General features: G+C 72.1%; 22 protein-coding genes. 10 read left to right on the forward strand and 12 right to left on the reverse strand.

The features are described 5' to 3' along the window. Positions 1 to 82 precede the first annotated feature (82 nt). Positions 83 to 709: a dihydrofolate reductase family protein gene (locus tag OHA17_RS08620; protein ID WP_398877207.1), complete on the reverse strand. Its 627-nt coding sequence runs from the start codon at positions 707 to 709 to the stop codon at positions 83 to 85. 102 nt (positions 710 to 811) lie between these two features. Continuing rightward, a complete protein-coding gene (locus tag OHA17_RS08625) occupies positions 812 to 1630 on the reverse strand; it encodes an AIM24 family protein (RefSeq protein ID WP_406505516.1) in 819 nt (272 codons plus the stop codon). 180 nt (positions 1631 to 1810) lie between these two features. Here OHA17_RS08625 and OHA17_RS08630 point away from each other — a divergent pair, with 180 nt between their 5' ends. After that, positions 1811 to 2551, forward strand: coding sequence for an SDR family NAD(P)-dependent oxidoreductase (locus tag OHA17_RS08630; protein WP_406505518.1), 741 nt, complete (start codon positions 1811 to 1813; stop codon positions 2549 to 2551). Positions 2552 to 2655: 104 nt separating this feature from the next. On the opposite strand, the gene alc is transcribed toward OHA17_RS08630, so the two are convergent. Further along, complete coding sequence (alc, locus tag OHA17_RS08635; RefSeq protein ID WP_406505520.1) at positions 2656 to 3771, reverse strand: allantoicase; 1116 nt, start codon at positions 3769 to 3771, stop codon at positions 2656 to 2658. Positions 3772 to 3775: 4 nt separating this feature from the next. Further along, positions 3776 to 5113: an allantoinase AllB gene (gene allB / locus OHA17_RS08640; protein ID WP_398877211.1), complete on the reverse strand. Its 1338-nt coding sequence runs from the start codon at positions 5111 to 5113 to the stop codon at positions 3776 to 3778. A gap of 331 nt (positions 5114 to 5444) precedes the next feature. Between allB and OHA17_RS08645 the strand changes: the two genes are divergently transcribed. Further along, complete coding sequence (locus tag OHA17_RS08645; protein WP_406505524.1) at positions 5445 to 6248, forward strand: IclR family transcriptional regulator; 804 nt, start codon at positions 5445 to 5447, stop codon at positions 6246 to 6248. A gap of 76 nt (positions 6249 to 6324) precedes the next feature. Here OHA17_RS08645 and OHA17_RS08650 read toward each other — a convergent pair whose 3' ends face one another. Continuing rightward, positions 6325 to 7020 carry an ABC transporter ATP-binding protein gene (locus tag OHA17_RS08650; protein ID WP_406505526.1) on the reverse strand — a complete coding sequence of 232 codons (696 nt, stop codon included), beginning with the start codon at positions 7018 to 7020 and terminating at the stop codon, positions 6325 to 6327. After that, a complete protein-coding gene (locus OHA17_RS08655) occupies positions 7017 to 8060 on the reverse strand; it encodes an ABC transporter permease (protein WP_398877214.1) in 1044 nt (347 codons plus the stop codon). Before OHA17_RS08655 ends, OHA17_RS08650 begins: the two co-directional genes overlap by 4 nt. Before the next feature lie 133 nt (positions 8061 to 8193). Here OHA17_RS08655 and OHA17_RS08660 point away from each other — a divergent pair, with 133 nt between their 5' ends. The 5 genes from OHA17_RS08660 (at position 8194) to OHA17_RS08680 (ending at position 11839) form a co-directional block, all read left to right on the forward strand. Continuing rightward, a complete protein-coding gene (locus OHA17_RS08660; RefSeq protein ID WP_406505528.1) occupies positions 8194 to 9378 on the forward strand; it encodes a sensor histidine kinase in 1185 nt (394 codons plus the stop codon). Then, positions 9375 to 10016, forward strand: a complete 642-nt coding sequence (locus OHA17_RS08665; protein ID WP_053725775.1) for a response regulator transcription factor — start codon at positions 9375 to 9377, stop codon at positions 10014 to 10016. The genes OHA17_RS08660 and OHA17_RS08665 overlap by 4 nt, the downstream gene beginning before the upstream one ends. A gap of 108 nt (positions 10017 to 10124) precedes the next feature. Beyond that, complete coding sequence (locus OHA17_RS08670) at positions 10125 to 10451, forward strand: hypothetical protein (protein WP_053725847.1); 327 nt, start codon at positions 10125 to 10127, stop codon at positions 10449 to 10451. Positions 10452 to 10460: 9 nt separating this feature from the next. Next, positions 10461 to 11270, forward strand: a complete 810-nt coding sequence (locus OHA17_RS08675) for a papain-like cysteine protease family protein (protein ID WP_406505531.1) — start codon at positions 10461 to 10463, stop codon at positions 11268 to 11270. An 8-nt stretch (positions 11271 to 11278) separates the two neighbouring features. After that, entirely contained in the window at positions 11279 to 11839 is a 561-nt protein-coding gene (locus OHA17_RS08680; RefSeq protein WP_406505533.1) for a hypothetical protein, read from the forward strand. A gap of 63 nt (positions 11840 to 11902) precedes the next feature. Here the strand turns inward: OHA17_RS08680 and OHA17_RS08685 are convergent, their stop codons facing one another. Both OHA17_RS08685 and OHA17_RS08690 read right to left on the reverse strand, forming a co-directional pair. After that, entirely contained in the window at positions 11903 to 12394 is a 492-nt protein-coding gene (locus OHA17_RS08685; RefSeq protein WP_406505535.1) for a universal stress protein, read from the reverse strand. Further along, positions 12391 to 12519 carry a hypothetical protein gene (locus OHA17_RS08690; RefSeq protein ID WP_406505537.1) on the reverse strand — a complete coding sequence of 43 codons (129 nt, stop codon included), beginning with the start codon at positions 12517 to 12519 and terminating at the stop codon, positions 12391 to 12393. Before OHA17_RS08690 ends, OHA17_RS08685 begins: the two co-directional genes overlap by 4 nt. Before the next feature lie 100 nt (positions 12520 to 12619). Between OHA17_RS08690 and OHA17_RS08695 the strand changes: the two genes are divergently transcribed. Further along, the gene (locus OHA17_RS08695; protein ID WP_406505539.1) at positions 12620 to 14107 is read left to right on the forward strand and encodes a PLP-dependent aminotransferase family protein; all 1488 of its coding nucleotides are present in this window, start codon (positions 12620 to 12622) and stop codon (positions 14105 to 14107) included. Between the two features lie 70 nt (positions 14108 to 14177). Here the strand turns inward: OHA17_RS08695 and OHA17_RS08700 are convergent, their stop codons facing one another. Then, complete coding sequence (locus OHA17_RS08700) at positions 14178 to 14495, reverse strand: DUF5955 family protein (protein WP_078966346.1); 318 nt, start codon at positions 14493 to 14495, stop codon at positions 14178 to 14180. Between the two features lie 165 nt (positions 14496 to 14660). On the opposite strand from OHA17_RS08700, the gene OHA17_RS08705 reads away from it, so the two are divergent. Together OHA17_RS08705 and aceB are read left to right on the forward strand one after the other, a co-directional pair. Continuing rightward, positions 14661 to 15263: an NTP transferase domain-containing protein gene (locus OHA17_RS08705; protein WP_406505541.1), complete on the forward strand. Its 603-nt coding sequence runs from the start codon at positions 14661 to 14663 to the stop codon at positions 15261 to 15263. 291 nt (positions 15264 to 15554) lie between these two features. Beyond that, positions 15555 to 17174 (forward strand): malate synthase A, encoded by a 1620-nt coding sequence (aceB, locus tag OHA17_RS08710; RefSeq protein ID WP_406505542.1) that lies wholly within the window; start codon positions 15555 to 15557, stop codon positions 17172 to 17174. Between the two features lie 61 nt (positions 17175 to 17235). On the opposite strand, the gene OHA17_RS08715 is transcribed toward aceB, so the two are convergent. From OHA17_RS08715 to OHA17_RS08725, 3 genes are read right to left on the reverse strand one after another with little or no spacing between them, the layout of a single operon-like run. Beyond that, complete coding sequence (locus OHA17_RS08715; protein ID WP_406505544.1) at positions 17236 to 18834, reverse strand: YfcC family protein; 1599 nt, start codon at positions 18832 to 18834, stop codon at positions 17236 to 17238. Continuing rightward, positions 18831 to 19586, reverse strand: coding sequence for a peptidase dimerization domain-containing protein (locus OHA17_RS08720; protein ID WP_406505546.1), 756 nt, complete (start codon positions 19584 to 19586; stop codon positions 18831 to 18833). The genes OHA17_RS08715 and OHA17_RS08720 overlap by 4 nt, the downstream gene beginning before the upstream one ends. Continuing rightward, positions 19583 to 20188 (reverse strand): M20/M25/M40 family metallo-hydrolase, encoded by a 606-nt coding sequence (locus OHA17_RS08725; protein ID WP_406505548.1) that lies wholly within the window; start codon positions 20186 to 20188, stop codon positions 19583 to 19585. Before OHA17_RS08725 ends, OHA17_RS08720 begins: the two co-directional genes overlap by 4 nt. Positions 20189 to 20297: the final 109 nt, after the last annotated feature.

Genomic DNA, 20297 nt, shown 5'->3' on the forward strand with positions numbered 1-20297 from the left:
ACGTCGGCGGCTCGCACGGGGAACGATCACCGTACCCGTACGTGATCGGCCCGGGAAGGGCCGGTCCGCGTGCCGGGCGGGCTCACTCGTCGAGGTCGTAACTTCCGTACCGGGGGCGGCCGGTGGGGCGGTAGGTGTGGACGGAGACGCCGCTGGGGGTGGTGCGGACCTCGGCGACGGCGAAGGAGGTGGGCGGCACCCCGTCGGTGAACAGCCGGCGGCCCGTGCCGAGCACCACCGGGTGGATCATCAGGCGGTACTCGTCGATGAGGCCGTGGCCCATCAGGAACTGGGCGAGGGTGCCGCTGCCGTGCACCTGGAGTTCGCGGCCCGGCCGGTCCTTGAGCGCCTGGATCTCCCGGGCCACGTCGGCGTCGGAGCCCGCGACGACGGTGGTGCGGTGCCACTCGGGATTCTTGAGGGTGTTGGAGACGACGTACTTGGGGAGCGCGTTCAGCGGGGCCGCGATCGGGTGGTCCGGGTCGGTGACGCGCGGCCAGTACCCGGCGAAGATGTCGTAGGTGCGCCGGCCGAGCAGGAAGGCGTCGGCGCCGGCGAACCACTCGGTGATGTACCGCCCGAGCGTGTCGTCGTCGAACGGGGCCTGCCAGCCGCCGTGGGTGAATCCGCCGCCGGGGTCCTCCTCGGGGCCGCCGGGGGCCTGGACGACGCCGTCGAGGGTGAGGAACGACGTGAAGGTGAGCTTCATGGTCCGAGCCTTCCTGAGGGGCGCTCCGGTGCGGTCGTGCCGCGCCGGTCGCATCAGGGGAGACCCCGTGCTCCCGCGGAACTCATCGCGCGGCGCGGCGGCTCATCCCGCGTGGGTGGAGAAGAGCCCGCCCGTGGGGCCCTGCTTGTCGCCGCCCTGTGCCTTCTTCAGGGCGTTGGCCAGGCCTTCGATGGTGAGGGACTGGAGGATGACGCGGCCGTTGCCCTCCAGGGTGGCGAGCGAGAGTCCCTCGCCGCCGAAGACGGCGTTCATCAGGCCCTGCCGGTTGAGGCCGCCGATGCGCTGCACCCCGTACTCGATGCCCTCCTCGAAGGCGACGATGCAGCCGGTGTCGACCTCGATGCGGCCGCCGAAATCGGCCGGGTTGAGGTCGATGAAGTTGCCCGCGCCGCAGATGATCACGGTGCCCGTGCCGGTGAACTTCTCCAGGATGAAGCCCTCGCCGCCGCTCATGCCGGTGCGGCCGCCCTGGAAGGCGATGCCGAAGTCGACGGTGGACTCGGCGGCCACGAAGGCGTCCTTCTCGGCGAACCAGGCCCGGTTTCCGGTGAGTTCGAGGGCGCGCATCTCGCCGGGCAGCACGCCCGCGAAGCCGACCGTGCCCTCGCCGCCGGTGGAGGTGAAGTACTGGAAGGCGAGCGATTCGCCGGCGAGTGCGCGCTGGCCGACCTGCATCGCGGTGCCCATGGCCTGGCGCAGCAGGCCCCCCATGCCCGCGCCGCCCTGGCCGCCGGACTGGTCGCGGCCGCCCCGGTCGGGTCCGGAGAGCCGGGTCTCCATCGACACGTTGGCGGTCTTGAAGAGGAACTTCCCGGCCTCGCAGTAGACGGTCTGGCCGGGAGTGAGGTTCACGACGGCCATCTGCATGGCATTGCCGACGATCTCTTGTCGAAGGGTCACGGCCGGTCTCCTCAGGCGTGCGGGGTGGTGTTGCCGGTGGTCAAGGTACGACACGCGGTACCCGGCTCCGCTGCCGGGGACTCGGTGTCCGAAGGCCGCCAGCGTAGAGGTCCCGCGAGGGCTTTGCTTGAACCCGCAACCAAACACGGATCTGCGAAACCCTGAGAAAAGGACCTCACGATGAACTCGCTCAACGGCAAGAAGGCCATGGTCACGGGCGGCAGCCGGGGCATCGGGGCCGCCACCGCGCTGCGGCTCGCCGAGCAGGGCGCCGATGTCGCCGTCACCTACGTGCAGGGCGAGGAGGCGGCCCGCGAGGTCGTCGCGAAGATCGAGGCGATGGGCCGGCGCGGGCTCGCGCTGCGCGCGGATCTCGGCGAGGCCGCGGCCGCGGCGCACGCGGTCGAGCGGGCCGCGGAGGCCTTCGGCGGTCTCGACATCCTGGTCAACAACGCCGGGGTGGGCGTGCTCGCCCCGCTCGGCCTGCTGAGCCCGGCCGATGTCGACCGGGTGCTCGCGGTGAACGTACGCGGTGTCTTCCTCGCCTCCCAGGCCGCGGCGGCCCACCTGCCGCGCGGCGGCCGGATCATCACGATCGGCTCGTGCATGACCCAGCTGGTGCCGGGGCCCGGCGGCACGCTCTACGCGCTGAGCAAGGCGGCCCTCGTCGGCCTCACCAAGGCGCTGGCGCGGGAGCTCGGCGGACAGGGGATCAACGCCACGGTCGTCCACCCGGGCCCCATCGACACCGACATGAACCCGGCGGACGGGCCGACGGCGGCGGACCAGGCCGCGATGACCTCGCTCGGCCGGTACGGGACGGCCGACGAGGTCGCCTCGATGGTGGCGTACCTCGCGGGCGACGAGGCGGCGTACGTGACGGGCGCGGAGCTCTCGGTGGACGGCGGCTACGCGGCCTAGCCCGTACGCACAAGAACGCGAGGCACCCCGGTGCTGTCGGGTCGGGGTGCCTCGCGTCCGCGGGCGGGTGTCGTGCCGCCCTGCTCTTGGGGGAACGGGCGGGTTCAGCCGCCCAGTTCCTGGTGGCGGGCGGTCAGGCGCACCGAGCCCTCGGCCGTCAGGGAGCCGAAGAGGCGCAGGCGCGAGATGCCGCCGTCGGGGAAGATGTCGATCCGCACGTGGGTGCCCACGACAGGGGCGTCCAGGACGAAGCGGTGGTTGGTGTCGGGCTGCAGGCGCGTGCGGGGCAGCACCTCGGCCCACTCGCCCGACTCGCCGTCGCGCACCGAGAGCGCCGCCCAGCCCGCCGAGTTGCCCTTCAGGTACGCCGTGTCGATCTCGATCGCACGGATCTCCGACTGCGCCGCCAGCTGGTAGCGGATCCAGTCGTTGCCCTTGTCGCGGCGGCGCCGGGTCTCCCAGCCGTCGTCCATCTTGCGGGAGCGGCCGGGCTGGATGGTGTTGGTGGCGGGCGAGTAGAAGCGGTCGGAGGCGTCCTCGACCTGGCCGCCGTTCTCCAGGGCCGCGAGGTCGAAGGTGCCGAGGGTGGCCAGCCAGCGCGGGTCGGGGGCGACCTCGCCGTGGACGCGCAGGCGGGCGACGCCCCCGTCGGGGTGCTGGTTGAGGCGCAGGTGTGTGAAGCGCTGCTCCACGTCCACCGCGAAGCCGTTGACCGCGTGGCCGCCAACTGCCGTACGGGATACGAGAGTTACCCACTTCACGTCGGGGGCGAGGAGCTCCTCGGGCGACGGGGAGCCCGGCACCGAGGCTGCTTCGACGGAGACGGCCTGCGGGTAGTTGCCACGGAAGTGGGCGGTGTCCACGACGATGCCGCGGATCACGCCGGGGGCGCCGAGGCGGATGAGCGCCCAGTCGTGGTCGTCGTCGGTGGGGTGCGGCTGCGCGGCCGAGACGCCGCGGCGGCGCCGGGTCTCCCAGCCGTCCATGATCTTGCCCTTGTGCCCGAAGTGCTCGGGGTCGAACTCGGCGGCCTCGGGCTTGAGCAGGTTCTCGCGCTCGGCGAAGAACTCGTCGTTGGCCGCGATCACGCCCGCGCCGAGGCGCCGGTCGGCGAGGTCGGCGTACTGGGTGAAGCCGAAGTCCGCGGTGCGGTAGTCGGCGTACGGGTCGCCGCCGCCGAACGGGCTGGCGTCACCGGTGAAGGAAGGAAGGGTGCTCACGGTGTCAGTTGTTCCTTTCGAGCAGGCGGCCGGTGGGCTCGGCGATGACGCCGTCGTGCTGGATGCGCTCGCCGCGCAGCCAGGTCGACTTGACGACACCGTGCAGCGTCTTGCCGGCGTAGGCGGTGACGCGGTTGCGGTGCTGGAGTTCGGCCGGGTCCACGGTAAAGGTCTCGTCGGGGGCGAGCACCGCGAAGTCGGCGTCGCGGCCGGCCTCGATGGCGCCCTTCTGGGTCAGCCCGACCAGGTTCGCGGTCGCGGTCGACATCCAGCGGACCACGTCCTCCAGGGTGTGACCGCGCTTGCGGGCCTCGGTCCAGATCGCGGGGAGGCTGAGCTGGAGACCGGAGATGCCGCCCCAGGCGGTGGCGAAGTCGGCGGTCTTGAGGTCGGCGGTGGACGGCGAGTGGTCGGTGACGATGCAGTCGATGGTGCCGTCGGCCAGCGCGTCCCACAGCAGGTCCTGGTTGGCGGCCTCGCGGATCGGCGGGCAGCACTTGAACTCGCTCGCCCCGTCCGGGACTTCCTCGGCCGTCAGGGTGAGGTAGTGCGGGCAGGTCTCGACGGTGAGCCGGACGCCCTCGCGCTTGGCGGCGGCGATCAGGGGCAGCGCGTCCGACGACGACAGGTGCAGGACGTGGACGCGGGCGCCGACGCGCTTGGCCGCGTTGATGAGGCCCTCGATCGCGGTGTTCTCCGAGACGCGCGGCCGGGTCGCCAGGTAGTCGGCGTACTTGGGGCCGGTCAGGTGCGGGGCCGCGTCGAGCTCGTGCGGGTCCTCGGCGTGGATGATCATCAGGCCGTCGAACCCGGCGATCTCGGCGAGCGAGCGCTCCAGCTGCTTCTGGTCCAGCTCGGGGAACTCCTCGACGCCGGATGGCGACAGGAACGCCTTGAAGCCGAAGACGCCGGCCTCGTGCAAGGGCTTGAGGTCCTTGACGTTGTCGGGCAGCGCGCCGCCCCAGAAGCCGGTGTCGATGTGCGCCTTGCTCGCGGCGACCTCCTGCTTGACCCGCAGGTTCTCGACCGTGGTCGTCGGCGGCAGCGAGTTGAGCGGCATGTCGACGAGGGTGGTGATGCCTCCGGCGGCGGCCGCGCGGGTGGCCGTCCAGAAGCCCTCCCACTCGGTGCGGCCGGGGTCGTTCACGTGCACATGGGTGTCGACGATGCCGGGCAGCAGCACGTCGTCACCGAAGTCCTCCAGGCGCGCGCCGGCCGGGACCTCGGCCTCGTACGGCAGTACGTCCGCGATCTTCCCGTCGGCGACGGCGACCGCCGCCGGGCGCGTCCCCTCGGGGGTGATGACGCGCGTCGAGCGCAGTACCAGGTTGACGTCGGACACCCGAGCCCTCACTTCCCAGCGGATTCTTTACCGTGCACCGGATCTTTTCCGTACACCGGAATTCAACGATCTGTTGAAGGAGTTTGCGCCGCCGTCGACGAAGCCGTCAAGAGTGGCCGACGGGTGACGGCCGACACTGCGGCGGGTCTTGGAGGTTTCCACAGAATGGAATTAGAATTTCGCCAAGCAGAATGTAGGTATCGCCACGGGGTGCCGCGAACGAACGGACAAACCCGCTCTGACCGGCAGGGACACCCGACCTGTCCAGGGTGGGCCGGACAACCGCCCGATAGTCTGCTCCTTCGCCTGCCAGTACCGAAAGGAACGCGCCGTGCCGACGTCAAGCGCCAGCACCACCGACGCCTCCAAGACCCCCGCCGCCAGCGGAGGAGTCCAGTCTCTTGAGCGCGCCTTCGATCTCCTTGAGCGGATGGCCGACGCCGGGGGCGAGGTCGGCCTCAGCGAGCTCTCCGCGAGCAGCGGCCTTCCCCTTCCGACCATCCACCGGCTGATGCGCACGCTCGTGGCCTGCGGCTACGTACGCCAGCAGGCCAACCGGCGCTACGCGCTCGGCCCCCGCCTGATCCGCCTCGGCGAGTCGGCGTCCCGGCTGCTCGGCACGTGGGCGCGGCCGTATCTGACCCGCCTGGTCGAGGAGACCGGCGAGACCGCGAACATGGCGCTGCTCGACGGCGACGAGATCGTGTACGTGGCGCAGGTGCCCTCCAAGCACTCCATGCGGATGTTCACCGAGGTCGGCCGCCGTGTGCTTCCGCACTCCACGGGCGTGGGCAAGGCGCTGCTCGCGCACACCCCGCCGGAGGAGGTCCGCGCGCTGCTCGCCCGCAACGGCATGCCGGCCGCGACGGAGAAGACGATCACTACGGCGGACGGCTTCCTCGACGCCCTGGAGCAGGTGCGGCGCGCCGGGTACGCGGTGGACGACAACGAGCAGGAAATAGGGGTGCGCTGCCTCGCGGTGTCGGTGCCCAACTCGCCCACCGCGGCGGCCATTTCGATCTCGGGCCCGGCCGGCCGGGTCACCGAGGCGGCCACGGACCGGATCGTCCCGATCCTCCAGGGCATCGCCCAGGAGCTCTCGACGGCGCTGGCGAACACGGGCGCGCAGGCCTGAGCCCAGCTGGATCCTCGGCACACGAAAACCCCGGAGGTGCGGACACCGCCGGGGTTTCGTGCGTCCGGGCCCCGGGTCAGCCCGCCACCGCGCGCGCCGCGCTCAGGCACCCGTCGGCCATCGTCACCACGGCGTCCATCCGCTCCAGGTGGGCGCGGTCGTGGGTGACCAGGACGGTGGCCGTGCCGCGGTCGCGGGTGAGGGTGAGCAGGAGGTCGAGTATCGCGGCGCCCCGCTCGTGGTCGAGGGCGCTGGTGGGCTCGTCGACCAGGAGGACCGCGGGCTCGTTCATGAGGGCGCGGGCGATGTTGACGCGCTGGCGCTGGCCTCCGGAGAGCTGGTGCGGGCGGCGGTGGGCCTGGGCGGCGAGGCCGACGGCGGCCAGGAGCTCCAGGGCGCGGGCCCGCACCTCGCGCGGCCGGCGGCCCGCGAGGTGGGCCATCACCTGGAGCTGCTCGGCGGCCGTGAGCGAGGGCAGCAGGTTGGGCTGCTGGAAGACGATGCCGATGGAGTCGCGGCGCAGCGCCGCCTTGTCGGCGGGGCCGAGGCCGCCGGTGTCGGTCCCGGCCACGACGACGCGTCCGCTGTCCGGGGTGACCAGGGTCGCGGCGACCGCGAGCAGGCTGGACTTGCCGGATCCGGACGGGCCGACACAGGCCGTCACCGTACCGGCGTCGACCGAAAGCGAGACCGCGTCGAGGGCGGTGAGGCGGCCTTCGCCGTCGGGGTAGGTCAGCGTGATGTCGTCGAGGAGCAGAGTCGAGGAAGTCATCGGGCACTCCCGAGCGCGGTCAGCGGGTCGACGGCGGTGATGCGCCGGATGGACAGGGCGGCGCCGATCACGCCGAGGACGATCAGGACGGCGGCAGGACCGAGCGTCGTGGTGAGGTCGAGCACGAACGGCACCGCGCCGCCCACGAGCCCCCCGGCGAGCGAGGCGAGCCCGGTGCCGACGAGCGTGCCGACCGTCAACATCACGACCGCCTGGCCGAGCGCGTCCTTGAGGAGGTAGGGCGTCGAGGCCCCGAGCGCCTTCAGTACGGCGATGTCGCCGCTGCGCTGGATCGTCCACACCGTGAAGAACGCGCCGACGACCAGCGCCGAGATGACGAAGAGGAAGCCGCGCATCAGCTGGAGCGAGCCGTTCTCGGCCTTGTACGAGGGCAGCGCCGAGAGCGCCTCGGAGAGCGTCAGGGTCTTGGTTCCGAGCTCCTTGTCGGTGGCCGCGAGGTCCGCGCCGCCATCGAGGGTGAGCGCGACGACGGTCGCGGGCGCGTCGTCGGCGAGCGCCGTCCAGGCGACGGGGGTGTGGCTGTAGGAGTCCTCGCCCGCCACCGCCGACACGGTCAGGGCGCGGCCGCCCAGCGTCACCGTGTCGCCCGCCTTCGCGGCCAGGTCCTTGGCGGCGCCGTGCGAGAGGACGGCGGATCCGGCGCGTACCGCGGCGGGCGCCAGGTCCGAGCCGGGCGGGACCGCGAAGGAGGACACCGCGGCCGTGCGCTCGCCCGCCTTCGCGTTCAGCGTGGACACGCCGATCGGCTGGGCCTCCTTCACTCCCGGGGCCTGCCGCCATTTGTGCCAACTGCCGCTCGGCACAACGGAGTTGGTGAAGGACACCGACTGGCCGGACGGCGGCGCGGCGAAGGCCAGCCGGTCGGCGGGCAGGGCGCTGACAGCCGAGGTGTTGTCCCTGGCAAGGCCGGCGGTGAGCCCGGAAAGGAGCCCCACCAGCAGGGTGATGAGCACCACGACCGTACCCATCAGCGCGAACCGGCCCTTGGCGAACCGGAGGTCTCTCCATGCGACGAACATGGGGCCAAGCCTTCCGGGCGGAGCCCGCCGCCGCATCGCACGCGGGCATGTGTCCCCGTATCGAAGGATGCATCCGCACATCAAACTTTCGGTTGACCGGGGCCGCCCGCCTCACCCGTACGCTGGAAGGCCTATGGATTCCGCACGCCCCCACACCCCCGTCGCCGCCCTGCTGCGCCTGTGTCTGCACGCGCTGCTCGGCGGGCTGCTCGCGCTCGCCGCGGTACGGGCCCTCGGCGACGGCGCGCCGCACGCGGGGGCCGTCGTCGCGGCGGTCGTCCTCATGGCCGCCGTGTACGCGGCGGGCGTCGTCCTGCCCGCGGTGCGGCCGCGCACCTCGGCGGCCGCGGTGTGGCTCGGGGCGCTCGGCGCGTCCTGGCTGGCGCTGCTCGTCCTCTCCCCCGAGGCGCTGTGGGCCGCCTTCCCGCTCTACTTCCTGCTGCTCCACCTGCTGCCGCTGCGCTGGGCGCTGCCCGCCGTGCTGGCCACGGCGGGCGCGGCCATCGCGAGTTTCGTGCTGCACGGCCAGCCTGTCACGCCGGGCGCGTTCATAGGGCCGCTGATCGGGGCGGCGGTCGCCGTCGCGACGGTGCTCGGGTACGACGCGCTGTACCGCGAGAGCGAGCGGCGGCGCGAGCTGATCGACGAGCTGGTGGCGACGCGGGCCGAGCTCGCCGAGGCCGAGCGCACGGCCGGCACGCTCGCCGAGCGCGAGCGCCTGGCCCGCGAGATCCACGACACGCTCGCCCAGGGCCTCTCCTCGATCCAGCTGCTCCTTCGCGCCGCCGAGCGCGCGCTGCCCGCGGGCGAACCGGCCCGCGAACACGTCGAGCAGGCCCGGCACGCGGCCCAGGACAACCTGGCCGAGGCGCGCCGGTTCGTGAAGGCGCTGACCCCGCCGGACCTGGAGCACGGCTCGCTGTCCGGCGCCCTGGAGCGGTTGTGCGCGGCGACGCCGGGCCCGGCCGTGCAGTTCGGCGTGAGCGGCACCCCGGTCGAGCTGCCGACGCCGTACGAGGTGGCGCTGCTGCGCATCGCGCAGTCGGCGCTCGCCAACACCGTGCAGCACGCGGGCGCAGGGCGGGCCGAGATCACGCTCAGCTTCATGGACACCTCGGTGGCCCTGGACGTCGTCGACGACGGGCGCGGGTTCGACCCGGCGAAGCGGCGGCCGAAGGAGGAGACCAGCGGCTTCGGGCTTCCGGCGATGCGCTCGCGCGCCCAGTCGCTCGGCGGCACCCTGAGCGTGGAGTCGGCGCCGGGCCAGGGCACGGCCGTCGCGATCACGCTGCCGCTGCCCGTGGCGGGTGCCCGGTGACCGCGGCGCCCATCCGGCTGCTGCTCGCCGACGACCACCCCATCGTGCGGGCCGGGCTGCGCGCGGTCCTCGACACCGAGCCCGATTTCGCGGTGACCGGGGAGGCAGCCACCGCCGAGCGCGCGGTGGAGCTCGCCTCGTCCGGCGCGTACGACGTCGTCCTGATGGACCTCCAGTTCGGGGCCGGGATGCACGGCGCCGAGGCGACCGCGAAGATCGCGGCGCGGCCGGGCGCCCCGCGTGTCCTCGTGCTCACGACGTACGACACGGACGCGGACATCCTCGCGGCGGTGGAGGCGGGCGCGGCGGGCTATCTGCTCAAGGACGCCCCGCCCGAGGAGCTGGCGGCGGCGGTGCGCACGGCGGCCTCGGGCCAGTCCGCGCTCGCCCCGGCCGTGGCGCACCGCCTGATGGACCGGATGCGCACGCCCGCCGAAGCGCTGACCCGGCGCGAGCTGGAGGTGTTGCAACTGGTCGGCGACGGGCTCTCCAACCAGCAGATCAGCAAGCAGCTGTTCCTCAGCCAGGCCACCGTCAAGTCCCATCTCGTCCATATCTACGCCAAGTTGGGAGTGGACTCGCGCACGGCGGCGGTCGCGGCCGCGAGCGCGCGCCGCCTGATCCGCCAGCCGGGCTGAGTGCTTCCGCCCCTCGCGGTTACCGGCTGCGAAGCAGGGTCCTTACGCCTCGGTTCCGCCATGCTGCTGGCATGTCCCCGGCATGACACGGACAGCATGGAGGCCCTCATGCCCCAGACCTGCCGCCAGTACTGGTGGAACCTGCAAGGGCGGTGCAGGCTCAACTTCAACTGGGCCGCCATCAACCACGACTCGACGGTCGTGGTGACCGCGTCCGAGTACAACGTGGACGGCAACGACCCCCGGCACAGCCCGCGCTTCGTCGGCGCCGCGACCATCACCGTCGAGAACATCAGCCCCCACGCGCCGCCCTACGACCCCAACCACGGTGTCAGCTTCGTCGTCAACGTCGACTGGGGTGCGCCCCTGCACGTCGTCACCGACATCACGGTCCTGGACGGTCCGCCGGTCGACATCGAGTACCAGAACGGCTGAGGGGGCCCGATGCCACGCACCGTGCGCCAGTACTGGCACGGCCTCAAGGGCCGTACCGTGCTGAACTTCAACTGGAACGAGATCGACCACGACTCGACGGTCTGGGTCACCGTGTCCGAGTACTCGGTGGACCCGAACGACGTCAAGCACAGCCCCCGGTTCACGGGGGACGCCAATGTCCGGGTCGGCAACATCAGCCCGCACTCTCCGCCGTACGACCCCAACCACGGCGTCACGTTCGTGGTGACCGTCGACTGGGGCGCGCCGCTGAACATCGTCACCGACATCACGGTCCTGGACGCCAAGCCGGACTACCGGCTCTGGGACTACCAGCGCCTCGCGTTCAACATGCAGGCGCAGACCCAGACCAACTGGTGCTGGGCGGCGGTCGCGACCAGCATCGCGCTCTACTACAACGCGAACAGCACCTGGACGCAGTGCCAGGTCGCCAACTCCCAGACGGGGCAGACCAATTGCTGCACTCCGGCGGGCGCTTCCGGCACCGCGTGCAACAGCCAGCAGCCGCTGGACAACCCGCTGCGCATCGTCGGCCACCTGGACCGGATGGTCGCCAACCGGGTCGAGTTCGCCGAGGTGGAGAGCGAGATCAAGGCGGGGCGGCCGCTGTGCATCCGGGTCGGCTGGAAGGCCGGCGGCGGGCACTTCTTCACCGCCATGGGCGTGGACGCCCCGGCGGACCAGGCGATCGTGGCCGTGGACGACCCGATCTACGGCAAGTCCGACCAGATGTACAACACCCTCGCCACCAGCTACCAGGGCAGCGGAACCTGGACGCACAGCTACTACACGAGGGGCTAGGACCACCCATGACACTCCAGTCACCACAGCCCCCCGAGCAGTCGCGCGAGGCGGCCGAGGCCGGTCTTCGGCTGCTTGCGGGGCTCGGCCGGGTCCGCACCGAGGCCCTGCTGCCGGCCGCCCCGGACGAGCTGCGCCTCGCGGACCCGGTGCGGATGTACACCATCGGGCCCGCGGGCCCGCTCGCGGATGCCGAGCCGGTCGCCTGGCGCTATCTGGTCCGGCACGGCAGCGACGCGGTGGCGCTCGCCGAGACGGTACGGGACGCGTCGGGCGAGCATGTCTTCAGCCAGCTGAATTACGGCCCGTTCGTGGCCGGTACGGCGGCCGCGCTCGATGCCGCGAGCGGCCACACGGGCGACGCCGAGGTGCGGTTGCTGCACATTCCGGCCGTGCATCTGATCGCGGTCTGGCTGCACTCGGAGGCGGCCGACGCCCTGATCCCCGCGGCCCCCGCACCGCCGGGCACGGAGGCCGGCCGCGCCTATCCGGCGGACGAACTGCTCGGCCTGCTCTCGCAGTCGAGGCCGCCCACCCTGGCTCCGGACGACGACCGGGGCGGCGGCTGACCAGGACGGGGACGGTCCGGTGGGGGCCGGGCCGTCCCCCGTACGGCCCGGCCCCGGCTCTTTTCACCCGTGCAGGGCGAAGTCCTCGGCCCGGGCGTGCCGCAGGGCCCGCACCGTGTGCCTGGGGAGGCGAGGGGCCGGCGCCGTCAGGACGGCGCTGTGCGCGTGCTGCTGGACGTAGCGGCGCACCGGAGCCCGCCGCACACCCGGCCGCGCGCCGATGACCAGCAGGTCCTGGGGCCGGTCCGCGAGCGCGCACAGCACCCGCCCCGCCTTGCCGCGTACGACCAGTTTCCGCACGGCCACGTCCTCGGGCAGCCCGCCCAGGGCCTCTTCGACGGCCCGGTCGAGCGTTTCGCGCGCCAGGTCTTCGTGGTACGCGGCCCAGGCGCTGTCCGGGTTGCGCGCGTAGAGGATCTCGCCCTCCGGCGGCTCCCACGCGGTCACCGCCACCAGAGCACGGCCGCTGTTACGGGCCTCGTCGACCGCCGCCCTCAGCGCGGCGAGGCTGCCCAGCGAGCCGCTGACCCCGACGACCACGCGCCCCCCGGTCACTTCGCGTGCCCCTTGCGCAGCCGCAGACCGCGGAACCAGAGGAGCGAGATCCCTCTGGGGCCTTCCTCGCGACGCCGCTGCATCTCCCGCTCGAACCGGTCCGTGACCGCCACATCGCGTTCCATGACAACTCACCCTTCTCGGCCTTCCAGGCCAATGCGCTGACAGGACCCGAGTCTGTACGCTGATTGGCCTGGAAGGCAGGGCCAATTCACGGAGGTTGGTATGGCAGGCATGCGGGTGGTCCGGTCCGTGGACACCGTCAGCAGTACCGCGCGCACGCTCGGCAGCCGCCAGCTCGCCGCCCAGGTCACCGCCATCACCGGCCCGCACCCCGGCTACCGCGCCCTCGCCCAGGGCGTGCGCACCCTGCTGCTCGACGGCCGCATCCCGCTGCACACGCGGCTGCCCGCCGAGCGCGAGCTGGCCACCGCCCTTGAGGTCAGCCGGGCCACCATCACGGCCGCGTACGACCTGCTGCGCGAGGGCGGCTACGCGCTGAGCCGGCGCGGTGCGGGCACCTGGACCGAGCTGCCCGAGGGCGCGGCCCCGGCCAATGTGGCCCGGTACCAGGCCCCCGACGGCGTCATCGACCTGGCGATGGCCGCGCCGAGCGCCCCGGCCGCCGAGCTGGCCGCCGCCTTCGAACTGGCCGGGCCCGAATTGGCCTGCCACGCCACCACCAACGGCTACCACCCGCTCGGCCTGCCCGAGCTGCGCGCCGCCGTCGCCGAGCGATACACCCGGCGCGGTCTGCCCACCCTGCCCGAGCAGATCCTGATCACCACCGGCGCCCAGTCCGCGGTGTCCCTGGTGGTGAACCTCCTCGGCCGCCCCGGCGACCGGGCTCTGGTCGAGAGCCCCTCCTACCCCAACGCCCTCGACGCGGTGCGCCACACCGGGCTGCGGATCACTCCCGTACCGGTGACCGAGGACGGCTGGGACATCGAGCTCCTCGAATGCACCCTGCGCCAGACCGCGCCCCGGCTCGCCTACCTCATCCCGGACTTCCAGAACCCGACCGGCGCCCTGATGAGCGCCGAGCAGCGGGCCCGGCTGCTGCGCGCGGCCCGGGCGACGGGCACCTGGCTGCTCATCGACGAGACGATGGCCGAGATGTCCCTGGAGGGACCGGCCCCGGCGCCGTTCGCGTCGCTCGCCCACCAGGGCGAGTCGGAGCAGATCGTGACGGTCGGCTCGCTCAGCAAGACCCACTGGGGCGGGCTGCGCATCGGCTGGGTGCGGGCGGGCTCCCGGCTCGTCAACGAACTGGCCGCGCTGCGCATCCACGTGGACCTGGCGCCCTCACTCGTCGACCAGGTGCTCGCCAAGACGCTGCTGCCGGGCATGGACGACGTCCTGCTCACCCGGCTGCCCCAGCTGCGCGAGCGGCGCGACGCGCTGGCCGAGTCGTTGACCCGCCATCTCCCCGAGTGGCGCTGGCAGTTGCCGGTCGGCGGGCTCAGCCTCTGGGTCGACCTCGGCCGCCCGATCGCCGGGGCGCTCGCGCAGGCGGCCCTGGCCCACGGCGTGAACCTCCAGTCGGGTTCGCGCTTCGCCGCCGACCCCGGCACGCACGAACACCGCCTCCGCATCCCCTTCGTGCACGAGCCGGAGCGGACGGACGAGGCGGTGCGCCGCCTGGCCGCGACCCTGGACGCGGGCCTGCCCGCCTTCACCGGCGAGCAGAACCGGCCGCACTGGGTGGCGTGAACTCGGCCTGAATCTGGGGGAGTTCAGACCGAGCCGCCACAAGAAAGCCTCCGGGCGATCCTCCGGGCGATCAGTACCGGCCCGGCGGCCCGCCGAATAACTCGACCGCTTTCCTCACGTCGGTGACCGCGCCCGCCAGCGCGCTGACCGAGCCGATCGAGCCCGCTATCAGCAGCAGCGAGCGGCGCAGCCGCGGGACCTCCGGGACGCCGCTGATGGCCATCGCGTCAAGGGCCGCCAGCTCGTCCTCCGCCACGGCCCGGTCGGGAAACTCCGCCGGATGACCGGCCAGCTCCCGGCGCAGCCGGGACACGGCCGCCCGCAACTCGCTCACTCTGGGGTCCTCACCACTGCCGGCCACGGCCCTCTGCTCCACGCCTCGCAACAAAAGTCCTCCCCCACGCACGTCCTTGTGCAGGTGTCAAAAACCCGTGCAGCGAAGGTCAACTGCCGGGATTCGCGGGCCAGTTAACGCCATCCGGTGTGTCGTGCGCCACTGCGCGGACGGAATTCGACAGAAGCATTAGGTATATGTGGGGGCATGACGCAACCGATGACAAATGCGGCACCGGTCACGGGGCTGCTGCTCGCGGCGGGCGGCGGCCGGCGGCTCGGCGGCCGCCCCAAGGCCCTGCTCCCGCACCGCGGCCGCCCGCTCGTCGAGAACGCGGTCCGGGTCCTGCGCGAGGGCGGCTGCCGCACGGTGTACGTGGTGCTCGGCGCCGCGGCCCAGGAGGTGAGGGCCCGCGCGGACCTGGCGGGCTGCGTCCTGATCGACAACCCGGACTGGGCGGAGGGCATGGGCTCCTCGCTCCGGGCCGGGCTTGAAGCACTGACCAGATCGGGCGACGCGGCGCGGGCCGCCCTGGTCTCGCTCGTCGACCAGCCCGGCATCGGCGCCGTGGCGGTGGCCCGGGTGCTCGCCGCCCACCGTTCGGGCGATTCCCTGGCGGCGGCTTCGTACGACGGGAAGCGCGGCCATCCGGTGCTGTTCGGCGCGGACCGCTGGGCGGACATCACGGCGAGCGCCATGGGCGACCGGGGCGCCCGCGCCTATCTGAAGGCCCACGAGGCGGAGATCGCGCTCGTCGAGTGCGGGGACGTGGCGGAGCCGTACGACATCGACACGGAGGCGGACCTCGGCCGCCTCCAGTAGACCTGGAGTACACAGGAAGACAGCCGAGACAGTCGGGATCGCCGAGACCCCCGAACCCTCCGAAAACATGGAGTGAACGGGGTGGCACCCAGCGCCATGGTCTGTCGACCCGGAGAATCTCGACATCAACAAACCATTGAACTTCCACTATGAGGAAACTAGTATCCACTGTTCAGAAGCGCCCGTCAGATCAACCGGCGCCCGCAGTCGTATCTCGGAGCCCTGGCACTGAGTGCCATTCATGGCGACCCGGCGGCCGTCAGGGCACCGCCCGCGAAGGAGTGACAGCTCATGTCCGCACCAGCGCCGTCTCCGCTGGCCATCGTCGATGCCGAACCCCTGCCCCGGCAGGACGAGGTACTCACCGACGCGGCCCTCGCCTTCGTGGCGGAGCTGCACCGGAACTTCACGGCGCGCCGTGACGAGCTCCTCACCCGCCGCCAGGACCGCCGCGCCGAGATCGCCCGCACCTCCACGCTGGACTTCCGCCCCGAGACCGCGAAAATCCGCGCCGCCGACTGGAAGGTCGCGCCGGCCCCGGCCGCGCTGAACGACCGCCGCGTGGAGATCACCGGCCCGACCGACCGCAAGATGACCATCAACGCCCTGAACTCGGGCGCGAAGGTCTGGCTCGCCGACTTCGAGGACGCCTCGGCCCCCACCTGGGAGAACGTCGTCCTCGGCCAGCTCAACCTGATCGACGCGTACGAGCGCCGCATCGACTTCACCGACGCCAGGTCCGGCAAGTCGTACGCCCTGAAGGACGCCGACCAGCTCGCGACCGTCGTGATGCGCCCGCGCGGCTGGCACCTGGAGGAGCGCCACCTCCAGTTCGACGGCCGCCCGGTGCCCGGCGCGCTCGTCGACTTCGGCCTGTACTTCTTCCACAACGCGCAGCGCCTGATCGACCTCGGCAAGGGCCCGTACTTCTACCTCCCGAAGACGGAGTCGTACCTGGAGGCCCGCCTCTGGAACGACATCTTCGTCTTCGCGCAGGACTACGTGGGCATCCCGCAGGGCACCGTCCGCGCCACCGTCCTGATCGAGACGATCACCGCGGCGTACGAGATGGAAGAGATCCTCTTCGAGCTCAAGGACCACGCGGCGGGGCTCAACGCGGGCCGCTGGGACTACCTCTTCTCCATCGTGAAGAACTTCCGGGACGGCGGCGCGAAGTTCGTCCTCCCGGACCGCAACGCGGTGACGATGACGGCCCCCTTCATGCGCGCGTACACCGAACTCCTGGTGCGCACCTGCCACAAGCGCGGCGCCCACGCGATCGGCGGCATGGCCGCGTTCATCCCCTCGCGCCGCGACGCCGAGGTGAACAAGGTCGCCTTCGAGAAGGTCAAGGCCGACAAGGACCGCGAGGCGGGCGACGGCTTCGACGGCTCGTGGGTGGCCCACCCCGACCTGGTCCCGATCGCGATGGCGTCCTTCGACGCGGTCCTCGGCGACAAGCCGAACCAGAAGGACCGCCTGCGCGAGGACGTCTCGGTGGCCCCCGGCGACCTGATCGCCATCGACTCCCTCGACGCCAGGCCCACGTACGGGGGCCTGGTCTCCGCCGTCCAGGTCGGCACCCGCTACATCGAGGCGTGGCTGCGCGGCCTCGGCGCGGTCGCCATCTTCAACCTCATGGAGGACGCGGCCACCGCCGAGATCTCGCGCTCGCAGATCTGGCAGTGGATCAACGCGGGTGTCGTGTTCGAGAACGGCGAGAAGGCCACGGCCGAGCTCGCCCGCAAGGTCGCGGCCGAGGAACTCGCCGCGATCCGCGCGGAGATCGGCGAGGAGGCCTTCGCGGCCGGCAAGTGGCAGCAGGCCCACGACCTCCTCCTGAAGGTCTCCCTGGACGCCGACTACGCCGACTTCCTGACCCTCCCGGCATACGACCAACTGGTCGGCTGATCCCGGCAGTTGTCCCCCGACTCCGCTCCCGGTACCGCACAGCACCGGGGGCGGAGCCGTGTCACGTGAACGCCGCCCCCGCCGCCACGAACGCGCAGATCAGGACGAACAGGATGGCGAGGAGCGGGGCCACGAAGCGGAGGTACTTGTTGTAGCCGACCTTCGCCAGGGCAACGCCGCCGATCGTGACGGCGGTCGTGGGGACCCACAGGTTCATCCAGCCGCTCGCCGCCTGCCAGGCCGTCACCACCACCGCGCGGGAGACGCCCGCGAAGTCGGCCAGCGGGGCCAGGATCGGCATCGCGAGGGTGGCGTGGCCCGAGGTCGACGGGATCAGGAAGGCCAGGGGAAGGTTCACCACGAAGACGATCACGGCGAACAGGGCGGACGGGGCGCCCTTCACGACGCCCTCGATCGAGTGCAGCACCGTGTCCGTGATCTGCGAGTTGTTCATGATGACCGTGACACCCCGGGCCAGGACGATGACCAGCGCCGGGGAGATGAAGTCGGCGGCGCCCTGGATGATCGTCGAGCTCAGTTCGGCCTCGCCGAGGCGTGCCGCGACGCCCACCAGGACCGCCGCCACCAGGAACAGGGCCGCCAACTGCGGGAAGGACCAGCCCAGTTCCCAACCGTACGGGGTGGCGTCGGCCTTGCCCGTCAGGGCGCTGGACCACGGCACCACCGAGAAGATCATGAAGGCGAAGACGAGGGCGAGGAGGGTCAGGACCAGTTTGTGGGTCCGGGTCAGTTCCGGGGGCTCGGCCCCGGGAGACGCCTCACTCGCCCCGTCCGCCGGACGCACCTCCGCTTCCCGGTGCTCCAGGTCCCCCGGCAGGAAGCCCGTCAGGGACTTCGACGGGTCCCGCTGGACGCGCCGCCCGTAGCGGACCACGTACAGGATCGACACCGCGGTCAGGACCACCCACATCACGAAGCGCAGGACGATGCCGTCGCCCAGGGAGATTCCGGCGGCCGAGGAGGCGACGCCCGTCGCGAAGGGGTTGACAGTCGAGCACAGCACGCCGATGCCCGCGCCCACGATGATCGTGCCGGTCGCGACCAGGCGGTCGTAGCCGAGCGCCAGCATGAGCGGCACGATCAGGCCGTAGAAGCCGAGGGTCTCCTCCGCGAAGCCCTCGACCGTGCCGAGGACGGAGAAGACCGTCATCACGCCCGCGATGAGCAGCGCGCCGCGCTCGCGGAGGCGGTGGGCGAGGAGGCCGATGCCGCGGTCGAGGGCGCCGGTCGCGAAGACCACCGTGATGAACGCGCCGATGGCAAGGACGAAGAGGAACACCCCGGCGCTGCCGTACAGTTCGCCGGCCATCGTGGGGCCGACCCGGCCGGACTTGGCGTCCTGGATGCCGTACAGGCCGTTGACCGGCGAGAGGAACAGGTCGTTCAGGCGGTCCACGAAGCTCTGGCCGTTGTCGACCCGGTGGTACGTGCCCTCGACGGGCGCCCCGTCGGCGCTGCGGTCGTACGCGCCGGACGGGATGACGAACGCCAGGATCCACACGGCCACCGTGACGATCGCGAGGATCGTCAGCGCGCTCGGGAAGCGGAATCCGCCGGTCTCGTGCGGCGTCGGTTCCTCGAACGGCGGCTCCGGGGGCGGTACTTGGGGCGGCTGTCCAGCAAGCGGACCCGTCGTCATGACTCACCCCCGAACGCCGCCGCGTACTCCCGCAGGAACGCCGCCTCCGCGATCACCGCGCCGCGCAGCTCGGAGAGGAGGACGCGTTCGTTCGGGGCGTGCAGGGCGCACATGCTGTCCTGCGCGCCGAAGAGCAGCACCTCCGCGCCGGGCGCCGCCTTGGCGAGGCCGTTGACCAGCGGGATCGAACCGCCGCTCGCCGCGAAGGCGGGCTCCGCTCCCCAGCCCTCGCGCAGCGCGGTGAGCGCGGCGCGAAAGGCCGGGCCGCCGGTCGCGGGCTCGAACCCGGGGCCGACGTCGCCCGGGGTGACGGTGAGCGGAATTCCGAACGGCCGCAGTGCCTCCAAATGGGCGACCAGCGCGCCCTGCGCCTCCTTCGGGTCCTGCTGCGGGTGGAAGCGGAGGTTCAGTTTGGCGCGGGCGTACGGCACGAGCGCGGACGCGGCGTGGTCCACGCTCGGGGCGTCGATGCCGATGACGGTGACGGCGGGCCCGCTCCACAGGCGTTCGCCCAGGCTGCCGGTGCCGATCAGCGGCACCCCGTCGCGCACGGCCGCGAGGTCGCGGAACTCCTCGTCGGTGTAGGAGGTGCCGGACCACGCCTCGCGGCGTAACCCGGCGACGGCCACGTTGCCGTCGGCGTCGTGGAGGGTGGCAAAGGCGTGCAGCAGGACGAGCAGGGCGTCGGGGGCGGCGCCGCCGAACTCCCCGCTGTGCCGCGCCTCGGCCAGCGTGCGCACCTCGACGATCACCTCGCTCGCACCGCGCAGGCCCGTGGTGAGGGTGGCGAGCCGGGGCGGATGTTGCCCATGTCGGCGATGACCATGGCGTCGCAGGCGAACCGTGCGGGGTCGGTGGGCGGGTGGTCGTCGAAGGCGCTGCCGTACTCCTCCTGGCCCTCGATCACGATCTTGATGCCGGTGGGCGGGCGGCCGCCGTACGCCCGCAGCACGCCCAGGTGGACGACGATGTTGGACTTGTCGTCCGCGATGCCACGCGCCCGCAGCCCGCCCTCGACCGGGGTCGGCACGAACGGGGACGAGCGCCACAGCGACTCGTCACCGGGCGGCTGAACGTCATAGTGGCCATAAAGCAGCACCGTCGGAGCGTCCGGGGTGGGCGGAGGAATCTCGGCGTAGACGACGGGGGCGGTGTCGGGCAGGTCGAGCCGTTCGATCCGCTCGACGCCGGCGTCCCGCAGCAGCTCCACCACCAGGTCGTGCGCTTGGCGCACCGGTTCGGGAGGGAAGCCGGGGAAGGCGATCGAGGGGATGCGGGCCAGCCGTTCCAGGTCTGCCCGCAGCCCGTCCATCAGTGCGTCGACCGTCGATCGCAGGTCCTGGTCCGCGTTCATGGGCCCAATGGACCATGTGGGGCACGGTGCCGCATCCCGTGATCGACCGAGCGCCCTCCTGTGCTCGCCACCCGTTCTGCGAGAATCCCGCGGGGGCGTGCGCCGGGCC

Origin of the sequence: Streptomyces sp. NBC_00212, assembly GCF_045206365.1 — a bacterium.
Lineage (GTDB): Bacteria > Actinomycetota > Actinomycetes > Streptomycetales > Streptomycetaceae > Streptomyces.